This window comes from Pseudomonas sp. NGC7 (genome assembly GCF_047159675.1).
Classification (GTDB): domain Bacteria; phylum Pseudomonadota; class Gammaproteobacteria; order Pseudomonadales; family Pseudomonadaceae; genus Aquipseudomonas; species Aquipseudomonas kermanshahensis.
Window position 1 is genome coordinate 2,289,969 of record NZ_BAAFZY010000001.1, and the last position, 21,243, is coordinate 2,311,211.

The 21,243-nt window shown below is 62.6% G+C and carries 17 protein-coding genes; 12 read left to right on the plus strand and 5 right to left on the minus strand.

Features of this window, described 5'->3' with window-relative positions; all coding sequences use genetic code 11:
• Positions 1–50: 50 nt before the first annotated feature.
• The gene (locus ACMCNM_RS10480; protein WP_412764304.1) at positions 51–851 is read left to right on the plus strand and encodes an MOSC domain-containing protein; all 801 of its coding nucleotides are present in this window, start codon (positions 51–53) and stop codon (positions 849–851) included.
• Positions 852–951: 100 nt separating this feature from the next.
• Here ACMCNM_RS10480 and ACMCNM_RS10485 read toward each other — a convergent pair whose 3' ends face one another.
• Positions 952–2,880 (minus strand): transglycosylase SLT domain-containing protein, encoded by a 1,929-nt coding sequence (locus tag ACMCNM_RS10485; RefSeq protein WP_027596633.1) that lies wholly within the window; start codon positions 2,878–2,880, stop codon positions 952–954.
• 220 nt (positions 2,881–3,100) lie between these two features.
• On the opposite strand from ACMCNM_RS10485, the gene ACMCNM_RS10490 reads away from it, so the two are divergent.
• Complete coding sequence (locus tag ACMCNM_RS10490) at positions 3,101–5,029, plus strand: ATP-binding cassette domain-containing protein (RefSeq protein ID WP_027596632.1); 1,929 nt, start codon at positions 3,101–3,103, stop codon at positions 5,027–5,029.
• 128 nt (positions 5,030–5,157) lie between these two features.
• Here the strand turns inward: ACMCNM_RS10490 and ACMCNM_RS10495 are convergent, their stop codons facing one another.
• Positions 5,158–5,598 (minus strand): universal stress protein, encoded by a 441-nt coding sequence (locus ACMCNM_RS10495; RefSeq protein WP_099453382.1) that lies wholly within the window; start codon positions 5,596–5,598, stop codon positions 5,158–5,160.
• Between the two features lie 110 nt (positions 5,599–5,708).
• Between ACMCNM_RS10495 and ACMCNM_RS10500 the strand changes: the two genes are divergently transcribed.
• From ACMCNM_RS10500 to ACMCNM_RS10530, 7 genes are all read left to right on the plus strand, one after another.
• Positions 5,709–6,146, plus strand: coding sequence for a hypothetical protein (locus ACMCNM_RS10500; protein WP_027596630.1), 438 nt, complete (start codon positions 5,709–5,711; stop codon positions 6,144–6,146).
• 514 nt (positions 6,147–6,660) lie between these two features.
• On the plus strand, positions 6,661–8,808 hold the full coding sequence (fadB, locus tag ACMCNM_RS10505; RefSeq protein ID WP_412764305.1) for a fatty acid oxidation complex subunit alpha FadB: 2,148 nt from the start codon (positions 6,661–6,663) through the stop codon (positions 8,806–8,808).
• A 21-nt stretch (positions 8,809–8,829) separates the two neighbouring features.
• On the plus strand, positions 8,830–10,005 hold the full coding sequence (gene fadA, locus ACMCNM_RS10510) for an acetyl-CoA C-acyltransferase FadA (protein WP_027596628.1): 1,176 nt from the start codon (positions 8,830–8,832) through the stop codon (positions 10,003–10,005).
• A gap of 77 nt (positions 10,006–10,082) precedes the next feature.
• Entirely contained in the window at positions 10,083–10,334 is a 252-nt protein-coding gene (locus ACMCNM_RS10515; protein ID WP_027596627.1) for a DUF1653 domain-containing protein, read from the plus strand.
• A gap of 100 nt (positions 10,335–10,434) precedes the next feature.
• Positions 10,435–13,044 (plus strand): type I DNA topoisomerase, encoded by a 2,610-nt coding sequence (gene topA / locus ACMCNM_RS10520; protein WP_027596626.1) that lies wholly within the window; start codon positions 10,435–10,437, stop codon positions 13,042–13,044.
• Positions 13,045–13,264: 220 nt separating this feature from the next.
• Complete coding sequence (locus ACMCNM_RS10525; RefSeq protein WP_027596625.1) at positions 13,265–13,780, plus strand: DUF6586 family protein; 516 nt, start codon at positions 13,265–13,267, stop codon at positions 13,778–13,780.
• A gap of 50 nt (positions 13,781–13,830) precedes the next feature.
• A complete protein-coding gene (locus ACMCNM_RS10530; protein ID WP_004376430.1) occupies positions 13,831–14,064 on the plus strand; it encodes a hypothetical protein in 234 nt (77 codons plus the stop codon).
• Positions 14,065–14,114: 50 nt separating this feature from the next.
• Here ACMCNM_RS10530 and sulA read toward each other — a convergent pair whose 3' ends face one another.
• Positions 14,115–14,591, minus strand: a complete 477-nt coding sequence (sulA, locus tag ACMCNM_RS10535) for an SOS-induced cell division inhibitor SulA (protein WP_412764306.1) — start codon at positions 14,589–14,591, stop codon at positions 14,115–14,117.
• Positions 14,592–14,604: 13 nt separating this feature from the next.
• Positions 14,605–15,213 (minus strand): transcriptional repressor LexA, encoded by a 609-nt coding sequence (gene lexA, locus ACMCNM_RS10540; protein ID WP_027596623.1) that lies wholly within the window; start codon positions 15,211–15,213, stop codon positions 14,605–14,607.
• A gap of 206 nt (positions 15,214–15,419) precedes the next feature.
• Between lexA and ACMCNM_RS10545 the strand changes: the two genes are divergently transcribed.
• From ACMCNM_RS10545 to nagZ, 3 genes are read left to right on the plus strand one after another with little or no spacing between them, the layout of a single operon-like run.
• Positions 15,420–16,130, plus strand: a complete 711-nt coding sequence (locus tag ACMCNM_RS10545; protein ID WP_027596622.1) for a TetR/AcrR family transcriptional regulator — start codon at positions 15,420–15,422, stop codon at positions 16,128–16,130.
• A 40-nt stretch (positions 16,131–16,170) separates the two neighbouring features.
• Positions 16,171–16,695, plus strand: a complete 525-nt coding sequence (locus tag ACMCNM_RS10550) for a L,D-transpeptidase (RefSeq protein WP_186682341.1) — start codon at positions 16,171–16,173, stop codon at positions 16,693–16,695.
• 22 nt (positions 16,696–16,717) lie between these two features.
• Positions 16,718–17,716: a beta-N-acetylhexosaminidase gene (gene nagZ / locus ACMCNM_RS10555; RefSeq protein ID WP_172961393.1), complete on the plus strand. Its 999-nt coding sequence runs from the start codon at positions 16,718–16,720 to the stop codon at positions 17,714–17,716.
• 179 nt (positions 17,717–17,895) lie between these two features.
• Here nagZ and ACMCNM_RS10560 read toward each other — a convergent pair whose 3' ends face one another.
• Entirely contained in the window at positions 17,896–21,243 is a 3,348-nt protein-coding gene (locus ACMCNM_RS10560) for an SNF2-related protein (RefSeq protein ID WP_412764307.1), read from the minus strand.

Below are 21,243 nucleotides of genomic sequence, written 5' to 3' on the forward strand. Positions count from 1 at the left end.
GGCCCTGCCGGGTATAAGCTTGGCGTTTCGAATGACGCGAGGCGGCAGGGATGTTTCTGAGTGAGTTGTATCGATACCCGGTGAAGTCGGGGCAGGCGCAAAGCCTGCAGGCTTCGCCGGTCGGCCAGTTGGGGTTGTTGGGTGACCGCCGCTGGATGGTGGTGGAGGCAGAAAACGGCCGCTTCCTCACCCAGCGTGCCTGGCCACAGCTCGGCCAGCTCAGGGCGAGCGATGACGATGCTGGGCAGTTGCTACTGGAGGCCCCAGGGCAGGTGCCGTTGCGGGTGCCTGTACCGCTTGCCGACGATGACTTGCGGGGCGTGACTATCTGGCGCGACACCCTGCGGGTGCCCGATGCTGGCGAGGCGGCGGCGAGCTGGCTGTCGGCGCTGCTGGGCAAGGACGTGCGGTTGGTGTATTGCCCGGAGCAACGGGCGCGTTACCTGCCCAATGGTTATGGCTTGAACAGTGACCGTGCGGCGTTTCCGGATGGTTTTCCGCTGCTGTTGATCGGCCAGGGGTCGTTGGACGAGCTCAGTCGGCGTGTTGGTCGGCCCATGGAAATGCTGCGGTTCAGGCCCAACCTGGTGGTACAGGGCGCAGAACCGTTCGCCGAGGACGGCTGGAAGCGGATTCGTATCGGTACCCTCGAGTTTCGCGTGCTCAAGCCCAGCGTGCGGTGCATTTTCACCACCATCGATCCACGGGCCGGCGAACGCAGCCCGGACCGCGAGCCCATGACCACGCTCAAAACGTTCCGCGAGAAAGAAGGGGATGTGTTGTTCGGGCAGAACCTGGCGGTGGATGGCAGTGGTGTGCTGGAAGTGGGGATGAAGGTCGAAGTCCTGTAGGAGCAGCCTTGCGCTGCGAAGAGGCCGGTATTAACACCGAGGATTCAGGGTGTTAATACCGGCCTCTTCGCAGCACAAGGCTGCTCCTACAAGGGGTGGCTTACATATCGTCGAAGTAGCGCTCGTGCCAATCCACCAGCGGCTGCGGCGAGTTGAGCTTCTGCCCGTAGATCACCGAATACGACAGCACGTTCTGTACGTACTGGCGCGTCTCGTCGAACGGGATCGATTCCACCCACACATCGAAGCTCAGGTGTTTAGCGCCCTTGAGCCACTGGCGTACCCGCCCGGGGCCGGCGTTATAGGCCGCCGAAGCGAGTACCCGGTTGCCATTGAATTGGCTGTGCACCTGGCTCAGGTACGCGGCCCCCAGCTGAATGTTCTTGTCAGGGTTGAACACCTGCGCCGGCGAGGCCAGCGGGATGCTGAACTTGCGCGCGGTTTCCTTGGCGGTGGCCGGCATCAGCTGCATCAAGCCGCTGGCGCCCACGCTGGAGCGCGCATCCTCCATGAAGGCACTTTCCTGACGGGTAATGGCGAACACCCAGCTTGAATGCAGGCCGCGGACCTTGGCCTCGCGCACCAGGGTGTCGCGGTGGGCCATCGGGAAGCGGATGTCCAGGTCATCCCAGTACTGGGCCTGGCTGATGGTCCGAATGGCCGGGAAGTACCAGCGCAGTTCATAGGCCAGGCGTGCCTGGGCGACCATCTCGTCACGGGTGAAGTGGCGGCTGACGTGGTACCACTCGCGGCGCCCTTCGACGATCTGCCCGCGGGCATGGAATTCCAGTGCACGTTGAATGCCCGGGGTATTGCGCACCTTAGTGACCAACTGCTGGCTCAGCACCAGGGGCTTGTTGTTCAGCTGGTAGGGGGTTTGTGCACGGTCGGCAGCGAGGAAACCATAGAAGTCACGCTCGCGCGCCACGGTCTTGTACAGCAGTGGAATTTGCGGGTTGTTCGGTTGGGCCAGTTCGAGGCTGCGTGCCTGCCAGTACTTCCAGCGGTTGCTGCTGGCCAGGTCCTGGGGCAGGCGCTTGGTCAGCTCGTAGGCATCTTCCCAGCGGCCCAGGCGCAGCAACAGGCGCAGGCGCCATTCGCTGACGGTGTTGTCGCGCAGCTCGGGGTCGTAGCGGGTCATCAGGTCGAGCGCGCGTGGGTCGTAGCGGCGCGCCAGGGTCAGGCCGATCTCGCGGGCGATGGCCACCTTCTCGTCGCGGGAGAAGTGCATGCGCTGGGCATAGTCGTCGAGCAGGGCCATGGCCCGCTCCGGGTCCTGCCGGGCCAGTCGGCGCAAGCCGAGGCTGACCACGTCGGACATGGCCTCGTTGACCGGGGTGAAGCGCGACGGCTGGTTGAGCAGCTCGGGCTTCTGTGCCACATCGATCAGCAGGCGCCCTTGCGGGCCGAGGGTGGTCAGGGTTTTGACCAGGTTGTTGGCCAGGCCGTAGTTGCGCGCCTGGGCCGCCAGCTTGGTGCGGTTCCAGCGCTTGGCCTCGGTCAACTGGCCCTCGGCGGCCCACATGCCGAACAGCGTGTCACAGGCCGCCGGTTGCGACTTGCCGACATTCCACAGTTTATCGGCCGTGGCATAGCCTTCGGCGCGCAGGCCGTGGCTGAGCTGGTACTGGCCGTTGAGGCAGTCCAGTTCGGTGAAATTGAGCTTGGGGTCGTAGTACTTGACGAAGGTGTTCCATTCGCCGCGCTCGGCCAGCCAGCGCAACCAGCGCAGTTTCATCCAGTTGGCCTGGGGCAGGTCGCCGTGTTTGGCCAGGAACCCTTCGATTTCTTCGTTGCTGGCGCTCTTCAGGCGTGCGGTCAGCTCGTCGTAGGTCAGGTAGGGCGTCAGCGGGTAATCACGCAATTGCTGGGCATAGCGCAGGTACGGGCCTTTGTCGCCCTTGGCCAGGGCGCGCTTGGCCTCGTCGTAGTACTGGCGCTGTTGAGTGAGGTCGAGGGCCTGCGCCGCGCTGGCGGTGGCGGCGGTAAGCAGCAAGCAGGATGCAATCTGTAACAGGCGGCTGCGCATGATACGTCCGGGCAGTTGAACCATGGGGAAGTGACGGCGAAGCCAGCACTGTTGGAAGCTATGCCTTAGCTTAGCCGTTTGCCGGCGGCAGATGAAAGCACAGCGCTTGTATCAAGACATTATGTTCGACCAGATGTCGTAAAGCCCTCACCGGGGGGGCAACTTAATGCCGTGGGGGCCCAAGTCAGGTAGAATGCGCGCCCGATTTATGGAGACCAACATGACCCTGCTCAAATTCAGCGATGTGTCCCTCGCATTCGGCGCCATGCCGCTGCTGGACAAAGTGTCCTGGCAGATCGCTCGTGGCGAGCGGGTGTGCATCATCGGCCGCAACGGCACCGGCAAGTCGAGCATGCTGCGCCTGGTCAAGGGCGAGCAGAAGGGCGACGACGGCGAGATATGGCGCGCTCCGGGCCTGAAGATCGGCGAGCTGCCGCAGGAATTGCCGCTGGCCGACGAGCGCAGCGTGTTCGATGTGGTGGCCGAGGGCCTCGATGGCGTTGGCGCGTTGCTGGCCGAGTTCCATCACCTGAGCCAGAACATCCAGGGCGACGAAGACCTGGAAAAACTCATGCACGTTCAGCACGAGCTCGAAGCCCGTGACGGCTGGCGCCTGCAGCAGGTGGTGGAAAGCACCCTGAGCCGTCTGCAACTGCCTGCCGACAAGACCCTGGCCGAGCTGTCCGGTGGCTGGCGCCGCCGCGTGCTGCTGGCCCAGGCGCTGGTGTCGGAGCCTGACCTGCTGCTGCTCGACGAGCCGACCAACCACTTGGACATCGGTGCGATCGCCTGGCTTGAAGAGGCGCTGCGCGGGTTCAATGGCGCGGTACTGTTCATTACCCACGACCGGTCCTTCCTGCAGAACCTGGCCACTCGCATCCTCGAACTGGACCGCGGCGGGCTGATCGACTGGAATGGCGATTACGCCAGCTTCCTGGTGCACAAAGAAGCGGCGCTGGCCGCCGAGGAAACCGCCAACGCGCTGTTCGACAAGCGCCTGGCCCAGGAAGAAGTGTGGATCCGTCAGGGCATCAAGGCCCGGCGTACCCGTAACGAAGGGCGCGTACGTGCCCTCAAGGCCTTGCGCGTCGAGCGCGGCGAGCGCCGTGAGCGTCAGGGCAAGGCGAACATCCAGATCGAGGCGGCGGACAAGTCCGGCAAGCAGGTCATGGTGCTGGAAAATATCAGCTTCGCCCATGCCGACGGCCCGATGCTGGTCAAGGACTTCTCCATGGTCCTGCAGCGTCAGGACCGTATCGGCCTGCTGGGTGCCAACGGTACCGGCAAGACCACCTTGCTCAAGATGATGCTCGGTGACCTGGAGCCTATCTCGGGCAAGGTCGAGCGTGGCACCAAGCTGGAAGTGGCCTACTTCGACCAGATGCGCCATCAGCTCGATCTGGAAAAGACCGTGATCGACAACCTGGCCGAAGGCCGCGATTTCATCGAGATCGATGGCCAGAACCGCCACGTGCTCAGCTACCTGGGCGACTTCCTGTTCAGCCCCCAGCGTGCCCGTACGCCGGTCAAGGCGCTGTCGGGTGGCGAGCGTGCGCGCCTGCTGTTGGCCAAGCTGTTCAGCAAGCCGGCCAACCTGCTGGTGCTCGACGAACCGACCAACGACCTCGATGTGGAAACCCTCGAGCTGCTCGAAGAGGTGCTGTCCAACTACAAGGGCACCGTGCTGATGGTCAGCCACGACCGGGCCTTCCTCGACAACGTCGTCACCAGCACCCTGGTGTTCGAAGGCGAGGGCAAGGTGCGCGAGTATGTCGGTGGCTATGAGGACTGGATCCGTCAGGGCGGCTCGCCCAAGCTGCTGGGCGTGACCGAAAGCAAGGGCGGCAAGTCCGAGCTCAACAGCGCGGTGGTGGAAAAGCAGGACGTGCAAGCCGCACCGGCGCCAGCGGCAGCCGTGGCCGACGCCTCGAAGAAGAAACTCAGCTACAAACTGCAGCGTGAGCTGGAGATGTTGCCTGGGCAGATCGATGCGATCGAACAGCGCATGGCTGAGGCGCAGGAAGAAGTGAATGCGGCGGGCTTCTATCAGCGGCCAATCGCCGAGACTTCGGCGGTGCTGGCGCAGATCGAGAAGCTGCAAGGCGAGCTGGATGTGCTGGTAGAGCGCTGGGCTGAGCTGGAAGGCTGATCAGCGGTTAACCTGAGCCGGCCCCTTCGCGGGGCAAGCCCGCTCCCACAGGATCGCCACAGTTCTCAAGAGCAGTGGTAATCCTGTGGGAGCGGGCTTGCCCCGCGAAGAGGCCGGTACAGGTTAAATCATTCCTTCTTCTGTAGCCGCACCGCCAGCACGTCGCATGGCGCGCCATGCAGCACGTCGTTGGCAGTGGAGCCCAGCAGCAAAGCCAGGCCATGTCGGCCATGGCTGCCGACCACGATCAGGTCGCACTTCTGGTCCTTGGCCAGTTGGTGGATTTCCTGGCGGGGCTGGCCGTAGGTCAGGTGGGAATCGCCGCGGTTGATGTCCGGGTATTTGTTGAACAAGCGCTCCATTCGCTCTTTGGCCTGATCGAACTGCTGCTGTTGCAGCTGTGAGAGGTCCATGGGCACGTCGCCGCCAAATGCCATGGCCATCGGTTCGACGATGTGTACCAGGGATACCTTGGCGCCTGAGGGTTCCGCGAGCTTCATGGCGCGCTTGATCACCGGGTCGCATTCTTCGGTCAGGTCGACGGCGACCAACAAATGTTCGTATTGCATGAGCGGTACTCCTGACAATCGCGATAGAAGAAGTATGGTCGCTTTCGGGCGGGTCTTCCGTGAAAAATGGCTAACCAGCTCATTTGCAACGCTTTATGGGGTCTACTGATATGACGGTATTGCTGGTGGTGTCAATCCTTGCGCTGATTCTCAGCCCGCTTTCCTGGTTGCGCACGTCGCGCAAGCAGGGCGAGCAGATGAACCTGCGCCTGGAAGCGCGTCGCATGGGCCTGGCCATGCAGCTGGCGCCTCAGCAATGGCCACATTGGCTGGAAAAGGAGCCGCCAAGCCCCTGCCCGCAGTACCACCGTGGGCGGCGCAAGGGGCGCGAGGACAGCTTCTGCTACTGGCAGGTCACGCCAGGCGTGTGGTGGAACCAATGGCGCGAGCCGTGTGAGGATCCGCGCCTTGCCGAGGCCTTTGCGCGCTTGCCGGCCAGTGTCTACAAGGTTGAGGCCGACCCCCGTATGATCGCTTTGTACTGGACCGAGCGGGGCGATAAATCTGTATTGCAGGATATTGCGCACGTCCTCGAAACCCTCGCCTGACCCCTCGCCAATTAAAAAGCGCGTTAAACGACAAAGCGGCGGCTTGGCAGAGCCCCTGAAGGGGTGGGGTGCCAAGTCGCCGCTTTGCGTTCTGCTGCGCAGAAAAGGCCAGGCAGGCCGGGAATGCTTGAAGCCATTGGCAGTGTAGTCGGCTGCCAGCGATCTGCTGAAAAAAATCATCCCCTGGCAGGCACGGGCCTGTTTTCCCATGGTCAATTGCTGACATGAATGTGCAGCGATCACTGACGTCATGCTTTGTACCCAGACCCTACAAAATGACCGGAAAGTCGCGTTTTCACTCAGTGCGTGAGCATTTGACAACGCTGATCTTTTCGGAGAATGTGTGCACACCCAAATCAAACGGGCGTATGAATTGAGCGTTTGTATGTCACACGGCTCGTTCATAGTCCCGACTAGCGCGCTGACGGGTGTGCCTGGGGCAGGGCGGCATGGCCTGCCTGATGCAGCAGCGACCGGCGTGTACAGTTAGCTTCCATATCGTGGAGATCAGTTGATGATTTACGAAGGTAAAGCCATCACGGTTAAGGCTCTTGAAAGTGGCATCGTCGAACTCAAGTTCGATCTCAAGGGTGAGTCCGTCAACAAATTCAATCGCCTGACCCTGAACGAGCTTCGCGAAGCGGTCGATGCCATCAAGGCCGACGCTTCGGTCAAGGGCGTAATCGTCAGCAGCGGCAAGGACGTGTTCATCGTCGGCGCCGACATCACCGAGTTCGTCGACAACTTCAAGCTGCCCGAGGCCGAGCTGGTAGCCGGCAGCCTGGAAGCCAACCGCATCTTCAATGCCTTCGAAGACCTCGAAGTGCCAACCGTTGCCGCCATCAATGGCATCGCCCTGGGCGGTGGCCTGGAAATGTGCCTGGCGGCCGATTACCGGGTCATGGCCAGCACTGCCAAGATTGGCCTGCCTGAAGTCAAACTGGGCATCTACCCAGGCTTCGGCGGTACCGTGCGCCTGCCGCGACTGATCGGTTCGGACAACGCGGTCGAGTGGATTGCCGCCGGCAAGGAAAACCGTGCCGAAGACGCCCTCAAGGTCGGTGCCGTCGACGCCGTGGTCGCCCCTGAGCTGCTGCAAGCCGGTGCCCTGGACCTGATCAAGCGCGCCATCAGCGGCGAGCTGGACTACAAGGCCAAGCGCCAGCCGAAACTGGAAAAGCTCAAGCTCAATGCCATCGAGCAGATGATGGCGTTCGAGACGGCCAAAGGCTTTGTCGCAGGCCAGGCTGGGCCGAACTACCCAGCGCCGGTCGAAGCCATCAAGACCATTCAGAAGGCCGCCAACTTCGGCCGTGACAAGGCCCTGGAAATCGAAGCCGCAGGCTTTGCCAAGCTGGCCAAGACGTCGGTTGCCCATAGCCTGATCGGCCTGTTCCTGAACGATCAGGAGCTCAAGCGCAAGGCCAAGGCCCATGACGAGATCGCCCGTGACGTGAAGCAGGCTGCCGTGCTCGGCGCTGGCATCATGGGTGGCGGCATCGCCTACCAGTCGGCGGTCAAGGGTACGCCGATCCTGATGAAGGACATCCGCGAAGACGCCATTCAGCTGGGCCTTAACGAAGCCTCCAAGCTGCTGGGCAATCGCGTTGAAAAAGGCCGCCTGACCCCCGCCAAGATGGCTGAAGCGCTCAACGCCATCCGCCCGACCCTGTCCTACGGCGATTTCGCCCACGTCGACATCGTCGTCGAGGCCGTGGTCGAGAACCCGAAGGTCAAGCAAGCCGTGTTGGCAGAAGTCGAAGGCCAGGTGAAAGAGGATGCCATCCTCGCCTCCAACACCTCGACCATCTCCATCAACCTGCTGGCCAAAGCGCTCAAGCGCCCAGAAAACTTCGTCGGCATGCACTTCTTCAACCCGGTGCACATGATGCCGCTGGTCGAAGTCATTCGCGGCGAGAAGTCCAGTGAAGTGGCGGTTGCCACCACCGTGGCGTATGCCAAGAAAATGGGCAAGAACCCGATCGTGGTCAACGACTGCCCGGGCTTCCTGGTCAACCGCGTGCTGTTCCCGTACTTCGGCGGTTTCGCCAAGCTGGTCAGCGCTGGCGTCGACTTCGTGCGCATCGACAAGGTCATGGAGAAGTTCGGCTGGCCCATGGGCCCCGCCTACCTGATGGACGTGGTCGGCATCGACACCGGCCACCATGGCCGCGACGTGATGGCCGAAGGCTTCCCGGACCGCATGAAGGACGAGCGCCGTTCGGCGGTAGACGCCCTGTACGAGGCCAACCGCCTGGGCCAGAAGAACTGCAAGGGCTTCTACGCCTACGAGACCGACAAGCGTGGCAAGCCGAAGAAGGTGTTCGACCCCGCCGTGCTCGACGTGCTCAAGCCGATCGTGTTCGAGCAGCGTGAAGTCACTGACGAAGACATCATCAACTGGATGATGGTCCCGCTGTGCCTGGAGACTGTGCGTTGCCTGGAAGACGGCATCGTCGAAACCGCTGCCGAAGCCGACATGGGCCTGGTCTACGGCATTGGTTTCCCTCCCTTCCGTGGCGGTGCATTGCGCTACATCGACGCGATCGGTGTCGCCGAATTCGTCGCCCTGGCCGATCAGTACGCTGACCTGGGGCCGCTGTACCACCCGACCGCGAAGCTGCGCGAAATGGCCAAAAATGGCCAGCGCTTCTTCAACTGAGCGTAGAGCGAGAGATTTGATATGAGCCTGAATCCAAGAGACGTGGTGATTGTCGACTTCGGTCGCACGCCAATGGGCCGCTCCAAGGGTGGCATGCACCGCAACACCCGCGCCGAAGACATGTCTGCGCACCTGATCACCAAACTGCTGGAACGCAACGGCAAGGTCGACCCAAAAGAAGTCGAGGACGTGATCTGGGGCTGCGTCAACCAGACCCTCGAGCAGGGCTGGAACATTGCCCGCATGGCGTCGCTGATGACACCGATCCCGCACACCTCGGCGGCGCAGACCGTCAGCCGCCTGTGCGGCTCGTCGATGAGTGCGCTGCACACCGCCGCGCAGGCGATCATGACCGGCAACGGCGATGTATTCGTGGTTGGCGGCGTCGAGCACATGGGCCACGTCAGCATGATGCATGGCGTCGACCCTAACCCGCACCTGTCCTTGCATGCTGCCAAGGCTTCCGGGATGATGGGCCTGACTGCAGAGATGCTCGGCAAAATGCACGGCATCAGCCGTGAACAGCAGGATCTGTTCGGCCTGCGTTCGCACCAGCTCGCTCACAAGGCGACGGTCGAAGGCAAGTTCAAGGACGAGATCATCCCGATGCAGGGCTATGACGAGAATGGCTTCCTGAAGGTCTTCGATTTCGACGAGACCATTCGCCCGGAAACCACCCTCGAAGGGCTGGCGTCGCTGAAGCCTGCGTTCAACCCGAAAGGTGGCACCGTCACCGCGGGTACGTCGTCGCAGATCACCGACGGTGCTTCGTGCATGATCGTCATGTCTGGCCAGCGCGCCATGGACCTGGGCATCCAGCCATTGGCGGTGATTCGCGCCATGGCCGTGGCCGGTGTCGACCCGGCAATCATGGGCTACGGCCCGGTGCCATCGACCCAGAAAGCCCTCAAGCGTGCCGGCCTGAGCATGGCCGATATCGACTTCATCGAGCTCAACGAAGCCTTCGCCGCACAAGCCTTGCCTGTGTTGAAAGACTTGAAAGTGCTCGACAAGATGGATGAGAAGGTTAACCTGCACGGCGGCGCCATTGCTTTGGGCCACCCGTTCGGTTGCTCGGGTGCACGTATTTCCGGCACCCTGCTCAACGTCATGAAGCAGAATGGCGGTACTCTGGGGGTGGCGACCATGTGCGTCGGCCTCGGCCAGGGCATCACCACTGTCTTCGAACGCGTCTGATCGCGTCGCGGGACAGCAGCCGGGGCCTAGTGCCCCGGTTTTGTTTTTTACAGGTTTTATTAAAAAGGGTGAGCGACATGCAGATACAGCCAGGCGTATACCGGCACTACAAGGGGCCTGAGTACCGTGTCTTCAGTGTTGCGCAGCACTCCGAAACTGAAGAGTGGATGGTCTTCTACCAATGCCTGTATGGTGAATACGGGTTCTGGGTACGGCCTCTTTCGATGTTCCAGGAGTCCGTCGAGGTTGACGGCGAGCAGGTGCCACGCTTTGCTTTGGTCAAGGCCGAAGAAGGGTTGCCTGGGCTGCTGGCCAAGTCGCACGAGTGATCGACCGCGCTTGACCTCACTGTTTTGCCACTATATATAGCGGTGCCGCGTCTGGCACCTGACGCGTTTTTCATCTTCAGATTCAGGAATACTCCGATCCATGGGCAAATCGCTGGTCATTGTGGAATCCCCGGCCAAGGCCAAGACCATCAACAAGTACCTGGGCAACCAGTACGTGGTGAAGTCGAGTATCGGCCATATCCGAGACCTCCCCACCAGCGGTTCGGCCAGCGCTAGCAAAGAGCCGGCCGCCAAGCGTGGTAAGGCTGCGGGTGAGGCGCCGGCCCTTTCGCCGAAAGAAAAGGCACGCCGCCAGCTGGTGGCACGCATGGGTGTCGACCCCGACCACGGCTGGAAGGCCAAGTACGAGATCCTGCCTGGCAAGGAAAAGGTGATCGAAGAGCTGCGCCGCCTGGCCAAGGATGCTGACACCATCTACCTCGCAACCGACTTGGACCGCGAAGGGGAGGCCATTGCATGGCACCTGCGCGAAGCCATCGGTGGTGACGACACCCGCTACAAGCGCGTGGTGTTCAACGAAATTACCAAGAAGGCCATTCAAGAGGCCTTCTCGCAACCGGGCGAGCTGGACATCGACCGCGTCAACGCCCAGCAGGCGCGGCGCTTCCTCGATCGCGTGGTGGGTTACATGGTTTCGCCACTGCTGTGGGCCAAGATCGCCCGTGGCCTGTCCGCAGGCCGTGTACAGTCGGTCGCGGTGAAGCTGGTGGTCGAGCGCGAGCGCGAGATCCGTGCCTTCATCCCCGAAGAGTACTGGGAGATCCACGCCGACCTGGGCACCGCCAAGAACGCCAAGGTGCGTTTCGAAGTGGCGCGCGAGAAAGGCGAGGCCTTCAAGCCGCTTAACGAAGCACAGGCCATGGCAGCGCTGGAGAAGCTCAAGGCTTCCAGCTACAGCGTGGTCAAGCGTGAAGACCGCCCGACCAGCAGCAAGCCTTCGGCGCCGTTCATCACGTCCACCTTGCAGCAGGCCGCGAGCAACCGCCTGGGCTTTGGCGTGAAGAAAACCATGATGATGGCCCAGCGTCTGTACGAAGCGGGTTACATCACCTACATGCGTACCGACTCCACCAACCTGTCGGCCGATGCCCTGGACATGGCGCGCAGCTACATCGAGCGCGAGTTCGGCAAGCAGTACCTGCCGGAAAACCCGCTGGTGTATGGCAGCAAGGAAGGCGCCCAGGAGGCGCACGAAGCGATTCGTCCTTCTGACGTCAACACTCATCCGACCAAGCTCAGCGGCATGGAGCGCGATGCAGAGCGCCTGTACGAGCTGATCTGGCGCCAGTTCCTCGCCTGCCAGATGCCGCCGGCGCAGTACCTGTCCACCAGCGTCACGGTGGCGGCTGGCGACTTCGAGCTGCGTGCCAAGGGCCGTATCCTCAAGTTCGACGGTTACACCCGCGTGCTGCCGCAACAGAGCAAGCCTGGCGAAGACGATGTGCTGCCGGAAATGGTCCAGGGTGAAGCGCTCAAGCTGATCCAGATCGACCCGAGCCAGCACTTCACCAAGCCGCCAGCGCGCTTCACTGAAGCCAGCCTGGTCAAGGAAATGGAAAAGCGCGGCATCGGTCGCCCGTCGACCTACGCGGCGATCATCTCGACCATCCAGGACCGTGGCTATGTGACGTTGCACAACCGCCGCTTCTATTCCGAGAAGATGGGCGACATCGTCACTGAGCGCCTGTCCGAGAGCTTCTCCAATCTGATGGACTACGGCTTCACCGCCGGCATGGAAGAGAACCTCGACGACGTGGCCCAGGGCGAGCGTGACTGGAAGAACGTGCTCGACGAGTTCTACGGCGACTTCAGCAAAAAGCTGCAGACGGCCGAGTCGGCCGAAAACGGCATGCGTGCCAACCAGCCGACCATGACCAACATTCCGTGCAAGGAATGTGGCCGCCCGATGATGATTCGCACCGCCTCCACCGGCGTGTTCCTCGGTTGCTCGGGCTACAGCCTGCCGCCCAAGGAGCGTTGCAAGGCAACCGTCAACCTGGTGCCAGGTGACGAGATTGCCGCGGATGACGAGGGTGAATCGGAATCCCGCGTGCTGTTGGGCAAGCACCGTTGCCCGATCTGCGCCACGGCGATGGACGCTTACCTGCTGGACGAGAAGCACAAGCTGCACATCTGTGGTAACAACCCGGATTGTGCGGGCTACGAGATCGAAGAGGGCAGCTACCGCATCAAGGGCTACGAAGGGCCGAGCCTGGAGTGCGACAAGTGTGGCAGCGAGATGCAGCTCAAGACTGGCCGTTTCGGCAAGTTCTTCGGTTGCACCAACCCTGCCTGCAAGAACACCCGCAAGCTGCTCAAAAGCGGTGAGGCGGCGCCACCGAAGATGGACAAGGTGGAAATGCCAGAGCTGAAGTGCGAGAAGGTCGATGACACCTATGTGTTGCGCGACGGTGCTTCGGGGTTGTTCCTGGCGGCCAGCCAGTTCCCGAAAAACCGCGAGACCCGTGCGCCGCTGGTGCTGGAGATCGTCCCGCACAAGCATGAGATCGATCCGAAGTACCACTTCCTCTGCGATGCCCCGCAGAAGGACCCGGAAGGCCGCCCAGCGGTGATTCGCTACAGCCGCAAGACCAAGGAGCAGTACGTGCAGTCCGAGGTCGATGGCAAGCCGACGGGGTGGAAGGCGTTCTACGACGGCAATGCGTGGAAGGTTGAAGACAAGCGCTGATTGGCGTTGAACGGGGGCCGCTTTGCGCCCCATCGCCGGCAAGCCGGCTCCCACAGGTACAGCGCCATTTCAACGGTGGCGCTTTCCCTGTAGGAGCCGGCTTGCCGGCGATGGGGCGCAAAGCGGCCCCAGTTGTTTATGCGACATTCAGCTTGCGGCCAGCCAGGCCATCCCTGAAACTGATCCAAATGCTTACCAGACTTTAGGGAGGTCACTCGAGATGGCCCAGGAACTTTACACCCGCACCAACCAGAAACTGTTCTTCGCCGGCCTTGCGCTCGAGTCCATGGCCAAAGCCGAACAGGGCCAGGCCATGAACGCTCAGGGCTTGGTCCAGGCCGAACGCGAATCGGCGCTGTTCCACTTGTACGGCGCGCTTCTGGGCCTGTGCCATGAAATTGGTGGCTACTACCGCCTACCAACGGCGTCGAGTGTCGAGCAACTGCTTGAAGGCGATGCGCTGAATGGCATCGCTATCCCCGAGGTGGCCGAGCTGCTGGAATTGGCCCGTCAGCGCGAAACCTGGCTGGCGCAAATGCTGAGTGCTTATGCCGATTTGTTCCGACCACCGGTCGCGAAAAAAACGCCTAAAACCGATGTCACCCAGCCGCTGATTCAGGCCGTCAATCTCGATGAGCCCGAGCAGCCTGCGCTGTCGCGTGAAGAGCTGGAAAGCTGGCGCAGCAACCTTAAAAGCTTGGTGAGACGTTTCCGTGACGCGTTGAGTGAGTGCTGATAGCCGCTGCGGCTGATACAATGTTGGCCTTTCGTGGAGAACAGCCTTTTATGTCTACGTCTTTTCTGGAAATTGTCGAGTTGCCTGATGGCCGGATCGAACTGCGTCGTGCGGAGGATGAGGGCTCTCTGGTAACCCTGGATTTCTCGGAAGACGCCAAGGCGTTCCTGCAGGGTCAGCATGTAGAAGTGGCCAAGGCCATGCTCAGTGTCGGCGTGCAGATGGCCGGTCGCCTGATGGATGGCGAGCTCGAACGCGACGAAGGTCCTCGCGTTCTGCATTGATCGCGTTGCTTGGTATCAGTGCTTTTGAAGTAACAGGCAAAGCCTGAACATCAGCCGAGGCGGATGTTCAGGCTTTGTGCGTTTCCGGTGCTGGCTGAGCGCAGCAGCAGTTGACGCGCACTGGCATTGACGCTGCCAAGCCAGCTGACCACGGTGTGGCTGCGGCCAAGGCGCAGCGCTTCGCAGGTTAGTTGCAGCGGGCTCTGATTGCCACGAGGGTGCAGCAGCAGGATGCGTTCGCGGTTGAGGCCAGCATCGCGCAACCAGGCCTGGGTCAAGCTCGAGGGTGGGGCGATCAGGGTCAGCCAGCGGGCGTCTTCCTCTTCGCTCAGTTCGCGCAGGACCGGGGCCAACAGGCTCTGGCAATGCTCGGCAGCGCCGCGCAGTGACAGCTCGCTGAACAGCTCGGGGTGGCTGCTCTTGCGCGTCTCCTCGCTGGCCTTCAGGCCCGGCAGAATGGGCTGGGCAAGGAATGCTTCGAACAATGGCAACTGGGCTTGCTCGGGTGCGTGAATGAACTGCTGCATGGCGCCTCCTGGATCAGCGGCGTATGACGCCGACGCTCAAGCCCTCGATCACCAGCTCCTGTTCTTTCAGGTCGACTTCGATGGGGGCGAATTCGGGGTTTTCGGCAACCAGCCAGACCTTGGTGCCTTCGCGCTTGAAGCGCTTGACGGTCACTTCGTCACCGATGCGGGCGACGACGATCTGGCCATTGCGGGCCTCGCGGCAGGTGTGCACTGCCAGCAGGTCACCGTCGAAGATGCCGACATCCTTCATGCTCATGCCGTGCACGCGGAGCAGATAGTCGGCGCGAGGGTGGAAGAAGGCAGGGTTGATGTTGCAGGATTGCTCGATGTGCTGCTCAGCGAGGATCGGTGCGCCCGCTGCGACCCGGCCGATGATCGGCAGGCCGCTTTCGTCGGCCTTGGCCTCGAACCCGGGGATACGGATGCCGCGGGATGCGCCGGGGGTCATCTCGATGGCGCCTTTGCGAGCAAGGGCCTTCAGGTGCTCTTCGGCGGCGTTGGGCGATTTGAAGCCCAGCTCCTGAGCGATTTCAGCGCGTGTCGGTGGAAAGCCGTTGTCTTCAAGGCAACGTTTGATGAACGCGAGAATTTCAGCTTGGCGTGGCGTCAGTTTCAACATGGTGAGCGCTCTGTCTTTTTATACAGTGACTGGGATTATATACAGTACTGGATGAGCTGCAAGCACCCTGTACGAAGAAACAGCGAGAATGGCGCTTGCAGCGCGATCATTGGCGTTTTTAAATGGCGACCGCCCAGTCACCGAGCCTTGACAGACGCAGGCCTGAAACGTATGTTTCAAACACCTGTTTGTCTGGCGGAATAATCATGGCCCAATCGGAAACCGTTGAACGCATTCTCGATGCTGCCGAGCAGCTGTTCGCGGAAAGAGGCTTCGCTGAAACCTCGTTGCGGCTGATCACCAGCAAGGCCGGGGTGAACCTGGCGGCGGTCAACTACCACTTCGGTTCCAAAAAGGCCCTTATCCAGGCGGTCTTCTCGCGTTTCCTCGGCCCTTTCTGTGCCAGCCTCGAACGTGAACTCGAGCGTCGCCAGGCGCGCCCGGAGCAAAAGCCTAGCCTTGAAGAGCTGCTCGAAATGCTCGTCGAGCAGGCCCTGGCCGTGCAGCCGCGCAGCAACAATGACCTGTCTATCTTCATGCGCCTGCTGGGGCTGGCTTTCAGCCAGAGCCAGGGGCACCTGCGGCGTTACCTGGAAGACATGTACGGCAAGGTGTTCCGCCGCTACATGCTGCTGGTCAACGAAGCCGCGCCACGGGTTCCGCCGCTGGAGCTGTTCTGGCGCGTGCACTTCATGCTCGGCGCCGCAGCGTTCAGCATGTCCGGCATCAAGGCGTTGCGCGCCATCGCCGAAACCGATTTTGGCATCAATACCTCGATCGAACAGGTCATGCGCCTGATGGTGCCGTTCCTGGCAGCAGGCATGCGTGCCGACAGCGGGGTCACCGACGAAGCCATGGCAGCCGCCCAACTGCGCCCGCGCAGCAAGACCAGCAGCACAGCCACCGCCAAGGCCTGAAGGCTGGGCGGGGCAGGGCGCTTCGGCTAAGCTAGCGCCCATGCCCGATCTCGATCTATTGCACATCTCCCTTGCCGACCAATGCCTCTATGGGTTCGCCCAGGGCCGCTTGTGCCTGCGCCTGGCGGTGTCCACGGCGCGTAACGGCGCCGGCGAGCGCAAGGGTTCGGGCTGCACGCCGCGTGGCCTGCATCAGGTACGGGCGAAGATTGGCGCGGGCCTGCCGCTGAACGCAGTGTTGCGTGGGCGGCGCTGGACCGGTGAGGTCTGGTCGCCTGAGCTGCAGGCGCGGTTTCCCGGGCGGGACTGGGTCCTCACCCGCATACTCTGGCTCAGCGGCTGCGAGCCGGGCGTCAACCGCCTCGGCGCCGTCGACACGTTCCGCCGCTATATCTACTTGCATGGCACACCTGAGACCGAACCTTTGGGCGTGCCGCTGTCCCATGGCTGCATACGCCTGCACAACACCGATTTGCTTGGCCTGTTCGACCGCGTGCCGGCCCATTGCCGGGTGCGCATCGAAGAGGCGGCTTGCCCCCAGTGGGCTTCTTTAAGTCTTCAATGAAGGATTTCCCATGACCGTCAGCCTGCAAGGCTCCTTGATGGTGGATATCGCCGGTAAATGGCTGACCGCCGAAGACCGTCACCTGCTGCGCCAACCTGAAGTGGCCGGCTTGATCATCTTTGCCCGCAATATCGACAGCCCGCGCCAGGTGCGCGAACTGTGCGCGTCCATTCGCGCGATTCGCCCCGACTTGATCCTGGCCGTCGACCAAGAGGGCGGGCGTGTGCAGCGGCTGCGCCAAGGCTTTGTGCGCCTGCCGGCCATGCGTGCATTGGCCGACAACGACAACGCCGATTACCTGGCGGAGCAGTGCGGATGGTTGATGGCCACCGAGGTGCTGGCGGTAGGCCTGGACCTGAGCTTCGCCCCCGTGCTCGACCTGGACCACCAGCGCAGTGCGGTGGTCGGCAGCCGCGCCTTCGAGGGTGACCCACAGCGCGCCACGCAGCTGGCGGCGGCCTTTATTCGCGGCATGAACGCTGCGGGCATGGCGGCCTGCGGCAAGCACTTCCCGGGGCACGGTTGGGCCGAGGCCGACTCGCACGTGGCCATCCCCACGGACGAGCGCAGCCTTGAACAGTTGCGCCAGGCGGACCTGGTGCCCTTCACCCGGCTCAGCGGCCAGCTGGCAGCGGTGATGCCGGCCCACGTGATCTACCCGCAGGTCGATAACCAGCCGGCCGGCTTCTCGCGGCGTTGGCTGCAAGACATCCTGCGCGGTGAGCTGGGCTTTGACGGGGTGATTTTCAGTGACGACCTGTCCATGGCCGGTGCGCACGTGGTCGGGGATGCGGCCAACCGCATCGAAGCAGCGTTGAGTGCTGGCTGCGACATGGGCCTGGTGTGCAACGACCGGGCGGCGGCAGAGCTAGCATTGAGTGCGGCGCAGCGGCTGAAGGTCAAGCCTTCGCCGCGCATTGCACGGATGCAGGGGCAGGGCTTTGCGCGCACCGATTATCGCCAGCAGCCGCGTTGGCTGGAGGCGTTGGGGGCGTTGCGCGAGGCGCAGCTGGTCGATTGACTGATCCGGCCTCTTCGCGGGGCAAGCCCGCTCCCACAGGACTGCACCGCTCTTGAGGGCTGTACACCACAGGACTGCACCGCTCTTGAGGGCTGTACACCACAGGGCTGCACCGCTCTTGAGGGCTGTACATTTTCTGTGGGAGCGGGCTTGCCCCGCGAAGAGGTCGGCACTGGCTGCTAGCGGCCGCGCTTCCCGGGCAAGGGGGCAAACAGCGCCTCGATCTCATCATCCCCCAGCCGCCACTGCCCGGCCTGCCCGCCATCGAGCAGGCTTGCCGCCAGGGCCGCCTTCTCTTGCTGCAACAGCTGAATCTTCTCTTCCACCGTGCCGCGGGTAATTAGCTTGAACACGAACACCGGTTTGTCCTGGCCGATGCGGTAGGCGCGGTCGGTGGCCTGGTTTTCGCTGGCCGGGTTCCACCAGGGGTCAAAGTGGATCACCGTGTCCGCAGCCGTCAGGTTCAACCCGGTGCCACCCGCCTTGAGGCTGATCAGGAACACTTCACTGTCACCCTGCTGGAACGCTTGCACCGGCGTGCGGCGGTCGCGGGTGTCGCCGGTCAGCAGGCTGTAACGCACCTTGCGCTTTTGCAGTTCTTGCTCGATCAGTGCCAGCATCGAGGTGAACTGGGAGAACAGCAGTACCCGCCGGCCTTCACTGAGCAGCTCTTCGAGCATCTCCAGCAGGGCGCCGAGCTTGCCTTTATCGGCCTGGTTGCCCTTGGTCTCGACGCCCTTCACCAGGCGCAGGTCGCAGCACACCTGGCGTAACTTGAGCAGGGCATCAAGGATGACAATCTGGCTGCGCGAGGCGCCGTTTCGGGCGATTTCGTCGCGCACTTTCTTGTCCATCGCCACCCGCACCGCCTCGTAGGTATCGCGCTGAGCATCGCTGAGCTCGACCCAGTGCACCATCTCGGTCTTGGCGGGCAGTTCGGTGGCCACCTGTTCCTTGGTGCGGCGCAGCAGGAACGGGCGGATGCGGCTGACCAGGTGGGCCATGCGTTCGGCGTCGCCGCGGCGTTCGATCGGGGTGCGGTAATCCTGGTTGAAGCGCTTGAGGTCGCCCAGCCAGCCCGGCATCAGGAAGTGGAAGATCGACCACAGCTCGCCGAGGTTGTTTTCCATCGGCGTACCGGTCAGGCACAGGCGCTGCTCGGCCTGCAGCTCGCAGACGGCGAGGGCGGCTTTGCTGGTGCTGCTTTTGATGTTCTGCGCCTCGTCGAGCACCAGCACGTGCCAGTGCTGCGTGCGCAAGTGTTCGAGGTCGCGGGGCACGAGGGCATAGGTGGTGAGCACCAGGTCGTAGTCGTGCAGCGTGGCGAAATGCTTGCTGCGCCCTGGGCCCTGCAGTGCCACCACGCGCAGGTCGGGGGCAAAGCGTTTGGCCTCGTCGAGCCAGTTGGGTATCAGGCTGGTCGGCATCACCGCCAGGGCGGGAGTGGTCAGGCGGCCGGACTGTTTCTCCAGCAACAGGTGAGCCAGGGTTTGCAGCGTCTTGCCCAGGCCCATGTCGTCGCCGAGGATGCCGCCCGTGCCCATTTCGCGCAGGGCTTGTAACCAGTTCAGGCCTTGTTGCTGATAAGGGCGCAGGGCCGCGTTCAGTTGCGCGGGCGGTTCGACCTGCAGGTCGCGTGCGTCACGCAGGCGCTTGCCCAGGTCGCGCACGTGCGCGCCGCCTTCCCAGTGCAGCGGCAGGTGATCGAGCTCGTTCAAGCGCGCGGCATCGGCCCGGTCCAGGCGCAGTGAAGGGCCGGCGGCGTCTTCATGCAGGTAGAGCTCGCCAAGGGTGCCCATCACCGCCTTGATCCGGCCGTAGGGCAGGGCGACGCGCAGCGCGGGGCTGTCGAGGCGGCCGCGGTTAAGGTCGATCAGCAAGTGTTCGTCGTCACTGCGCCGCGCCAGTTCGCTGGGGCGCAGCAGCTCCGGGTTGCTGCGCAGCAACTGCAGCACGATCGGCAGCAGGCTGTGGCGCTGGCCATCGACCACGATGCCCAGTTCCAGATCGAACCATTCATGCCCGGGGGCCTCGTCGATGCTGGCGTACCAGTCGTCCACCTCGTGCAGGTTGAAGGAAAAATCGCGGTGGATGTCGATTACCCAGCCGGCTTCACGCAGGCGTGCCAGGCCGTTGCGGGCGAAGTGCAGCCAGGCCTCGTCATCAGGCAGTTGGTGCATCTCGCCCGCACTGTCGGGCAGGGCCTTGCTCTGCCGGGTGGCGGCCTTGAAGCCGAGGTCGCGTAGCGTCTTGCGCAGCGCCTGTTCGGCCTTGGGCTGGCGGCGAATGCGCTGGCTGGTGGCATCTACCAGGCGGGTCAACGGTTTGTCGTCGTTGCCGCTGGCGCGCAGGCCGTCGTAGTCGAACGACAGCGCGGCGCGGTGCTGCATCTGGCGCTGCATGCGTCCGGTCTTGGGCATGTAGGCGCTGTACTCGAGGCTGCCCAGGGTCAGGTGAGGGCGAGGCTCGATTGTGTCGATCTGTTCGCTGCGGACCTTGGTGGGCGTCGGAACCTGGCGGTTCAATGCGTTCAAGCGATGGCTCAGGGGGATGATCAGGTGCTCGGGAACCGTCGGGGCGCTGGCCAGTTGGCTGGCAATGAACGGGTCAAGGTCATGCAGCAGTTTGCCGGTCTGCCCGCTGTGTGGGTCGACGTAATAGAGGGGGTCGACCGGCAGTGCCAGCATGTGGGTATTTTCAGCATGGTGCCAGGCGCCGCGGTAGCTGCCGTTGTCCAGCCGAACCCAACGAAATTCGGCGTGCAGGTCGGGGCCTTGGGCCAGGGGTTTCTGCTGTTGGCCATACAGTAAGCGGCCGGTGGCGAGGGCATACTCGTAGAGTTCGGCGCCCTTTTTGCCTTCCAGGCGTGCGACGGGCAGGCTGTAATCCTTACTGAGGGCATCGATCAGCCGCAGCGCACGCAAGTCTTCATCGGTCACGTACTTGGGTGTGTAGTAGATGAGCTCGGGCATCGAACTGGGCCGGCTCAGCTTCAAGCTGTCATCGGGCTGCCGGGTACCTTTGAACACGCTGAGCATGCACTGGCCATGGTTGTTGCTCACCACATAGTAGAGTGCAGGGCCTTTGCGCTTGGCGGGTTGTGTGGCAAGGCTTGCCGGTACTTCCAGGGCCTCGACCCAGTGTGCCAGTTCGGGGGGCAATTCTAGGGACTGCTGCGCTGCTGGCGTAACGGCAAGGGGGTCGTCAGGTGTGCCTTCGACCCAGTCCGGGCCCCGTTCCAGCAAATAGAGCGCCGCTGCGCAGTGTTTGCAATTGTCACCGACCGGGCACGAGCAGGTGCCCTCGCATTCAAGGCCGTCCTCGGTCATGTCCAGCGTGATGCGCTGGTAATAGGCGCGGCCGCCAGAGCCTGCGCACTGAGCGCGGATGGTCAGGTCCAGGATCGATACGATTTCGCTCCTGCCTTCCTCTGCATAGTCGAGGCCGCGTTGCAGCGTAGTGCGGTCAAACGCGAACCTCCAGGTGTCAAGGCCCCGGATAAAGAACTGCGCATCGGTCTCGCTCAC

Coding starts and splice junctions, on each gene's coding strand:
- ACMCNM_RS10480 (WP_412764304.1), top strand. CDS start 51: ATGTTTCTGAGTGAGTTGTATCGATACCCGGTGAAGTCGGGGCAGGCG.
- ACMCNM_RS10485 (WP_027596633.1), bottom strand. CDS start 2,880: ATGCGCAGCCGCCTGTTACAGATTGCATCCTGCTTGCTGCTTACCGCC.
- ACMCNM_RS10490 (WP_027596632.1), top strand. CDS start 3,101: ATGACCCTGCTCAAATTCAGCGATGTGTCCCTCGCATTCGGCGCCATG.
- ACMCNM_RS10495 (WP_099453382.1), bottom strand. CDS start 5,598: ATGCAATACGAACATTTGTTGGTCGCCGTCGACCTGACCGAAGAATGC.
- ACMCNM_RS10500 (WP_027596630.1), top strand. CDS start 5,709: ATGACGGTATTGCTGGTGGTGTCAATCCTTGCGCTGATTCTCAGCCCG.
- fadB (WP_412764305.1), top strand. CDS start 6,661: ATGATTTACGAAGGTAAAGCCATCACGGTTAAGGCTCTTGAAAGTGGC.
- fadA (WP_027596628.1), top strand. CDS start 8,830: ATGAGCCTGAATCCAAGAGACGTGGTGATTGTCGACTTCGGTCGCACG.
- ACMCNM_RS10515 (WP_027596627.1), top strand. CDS start 10,083: ATGCAGATACAGCCAGGCGTATACCGGCACTACAAGGGGCCTGAGTAC.
- topA (WP_027596626.1), top strand. CDS start 10,435: ATGGGCAAATCGCTGGTCATTGTGGAATCCCCGGCCAAGGCCAAGACC.
- ACMCNM_RS10525 (WP_027596625.1), top strand. CDS start 13,265: ATGGCCCAGGAACTTTACACCCGCACCAACCAGAAACTGTTCTTCGCC.
- ACMCNM_RS10530 (WP_004376430.1), top strand. CDS start 13,831: ATGTCTACGTCTTTTCTGGAAATTGTCGAGTTGCCTGATGGCCGGATC.
- sulA (WP_412764306.1), bottom strand. CDS start 14,591: ATGCAGCAGTTCATTCACGCACCCGAGCAAGCCCAGTTGCCATTGTTC.
- lexA (WP_027596623.1), bottom strand. CDS start 15,213: ATGTTGAAACTGACGCCACGCCAAGCTGAAATTCTCGCGTTCATCAAA.
- ACMCNM_RS10545 (WP_027596622.1), top strand. CDS start 15,420: ATGGCCCAATCGGAAACCGTTGAACGCATTCTCGATGCTGCCGAGCAG.
- ACMCNM_RS10550 (WP_186682341.1), top strand. CDS start 16,171: ATGCCCGATCTCGATCTATTGCACATCTCCCTTGCCGACCAATGCCTC.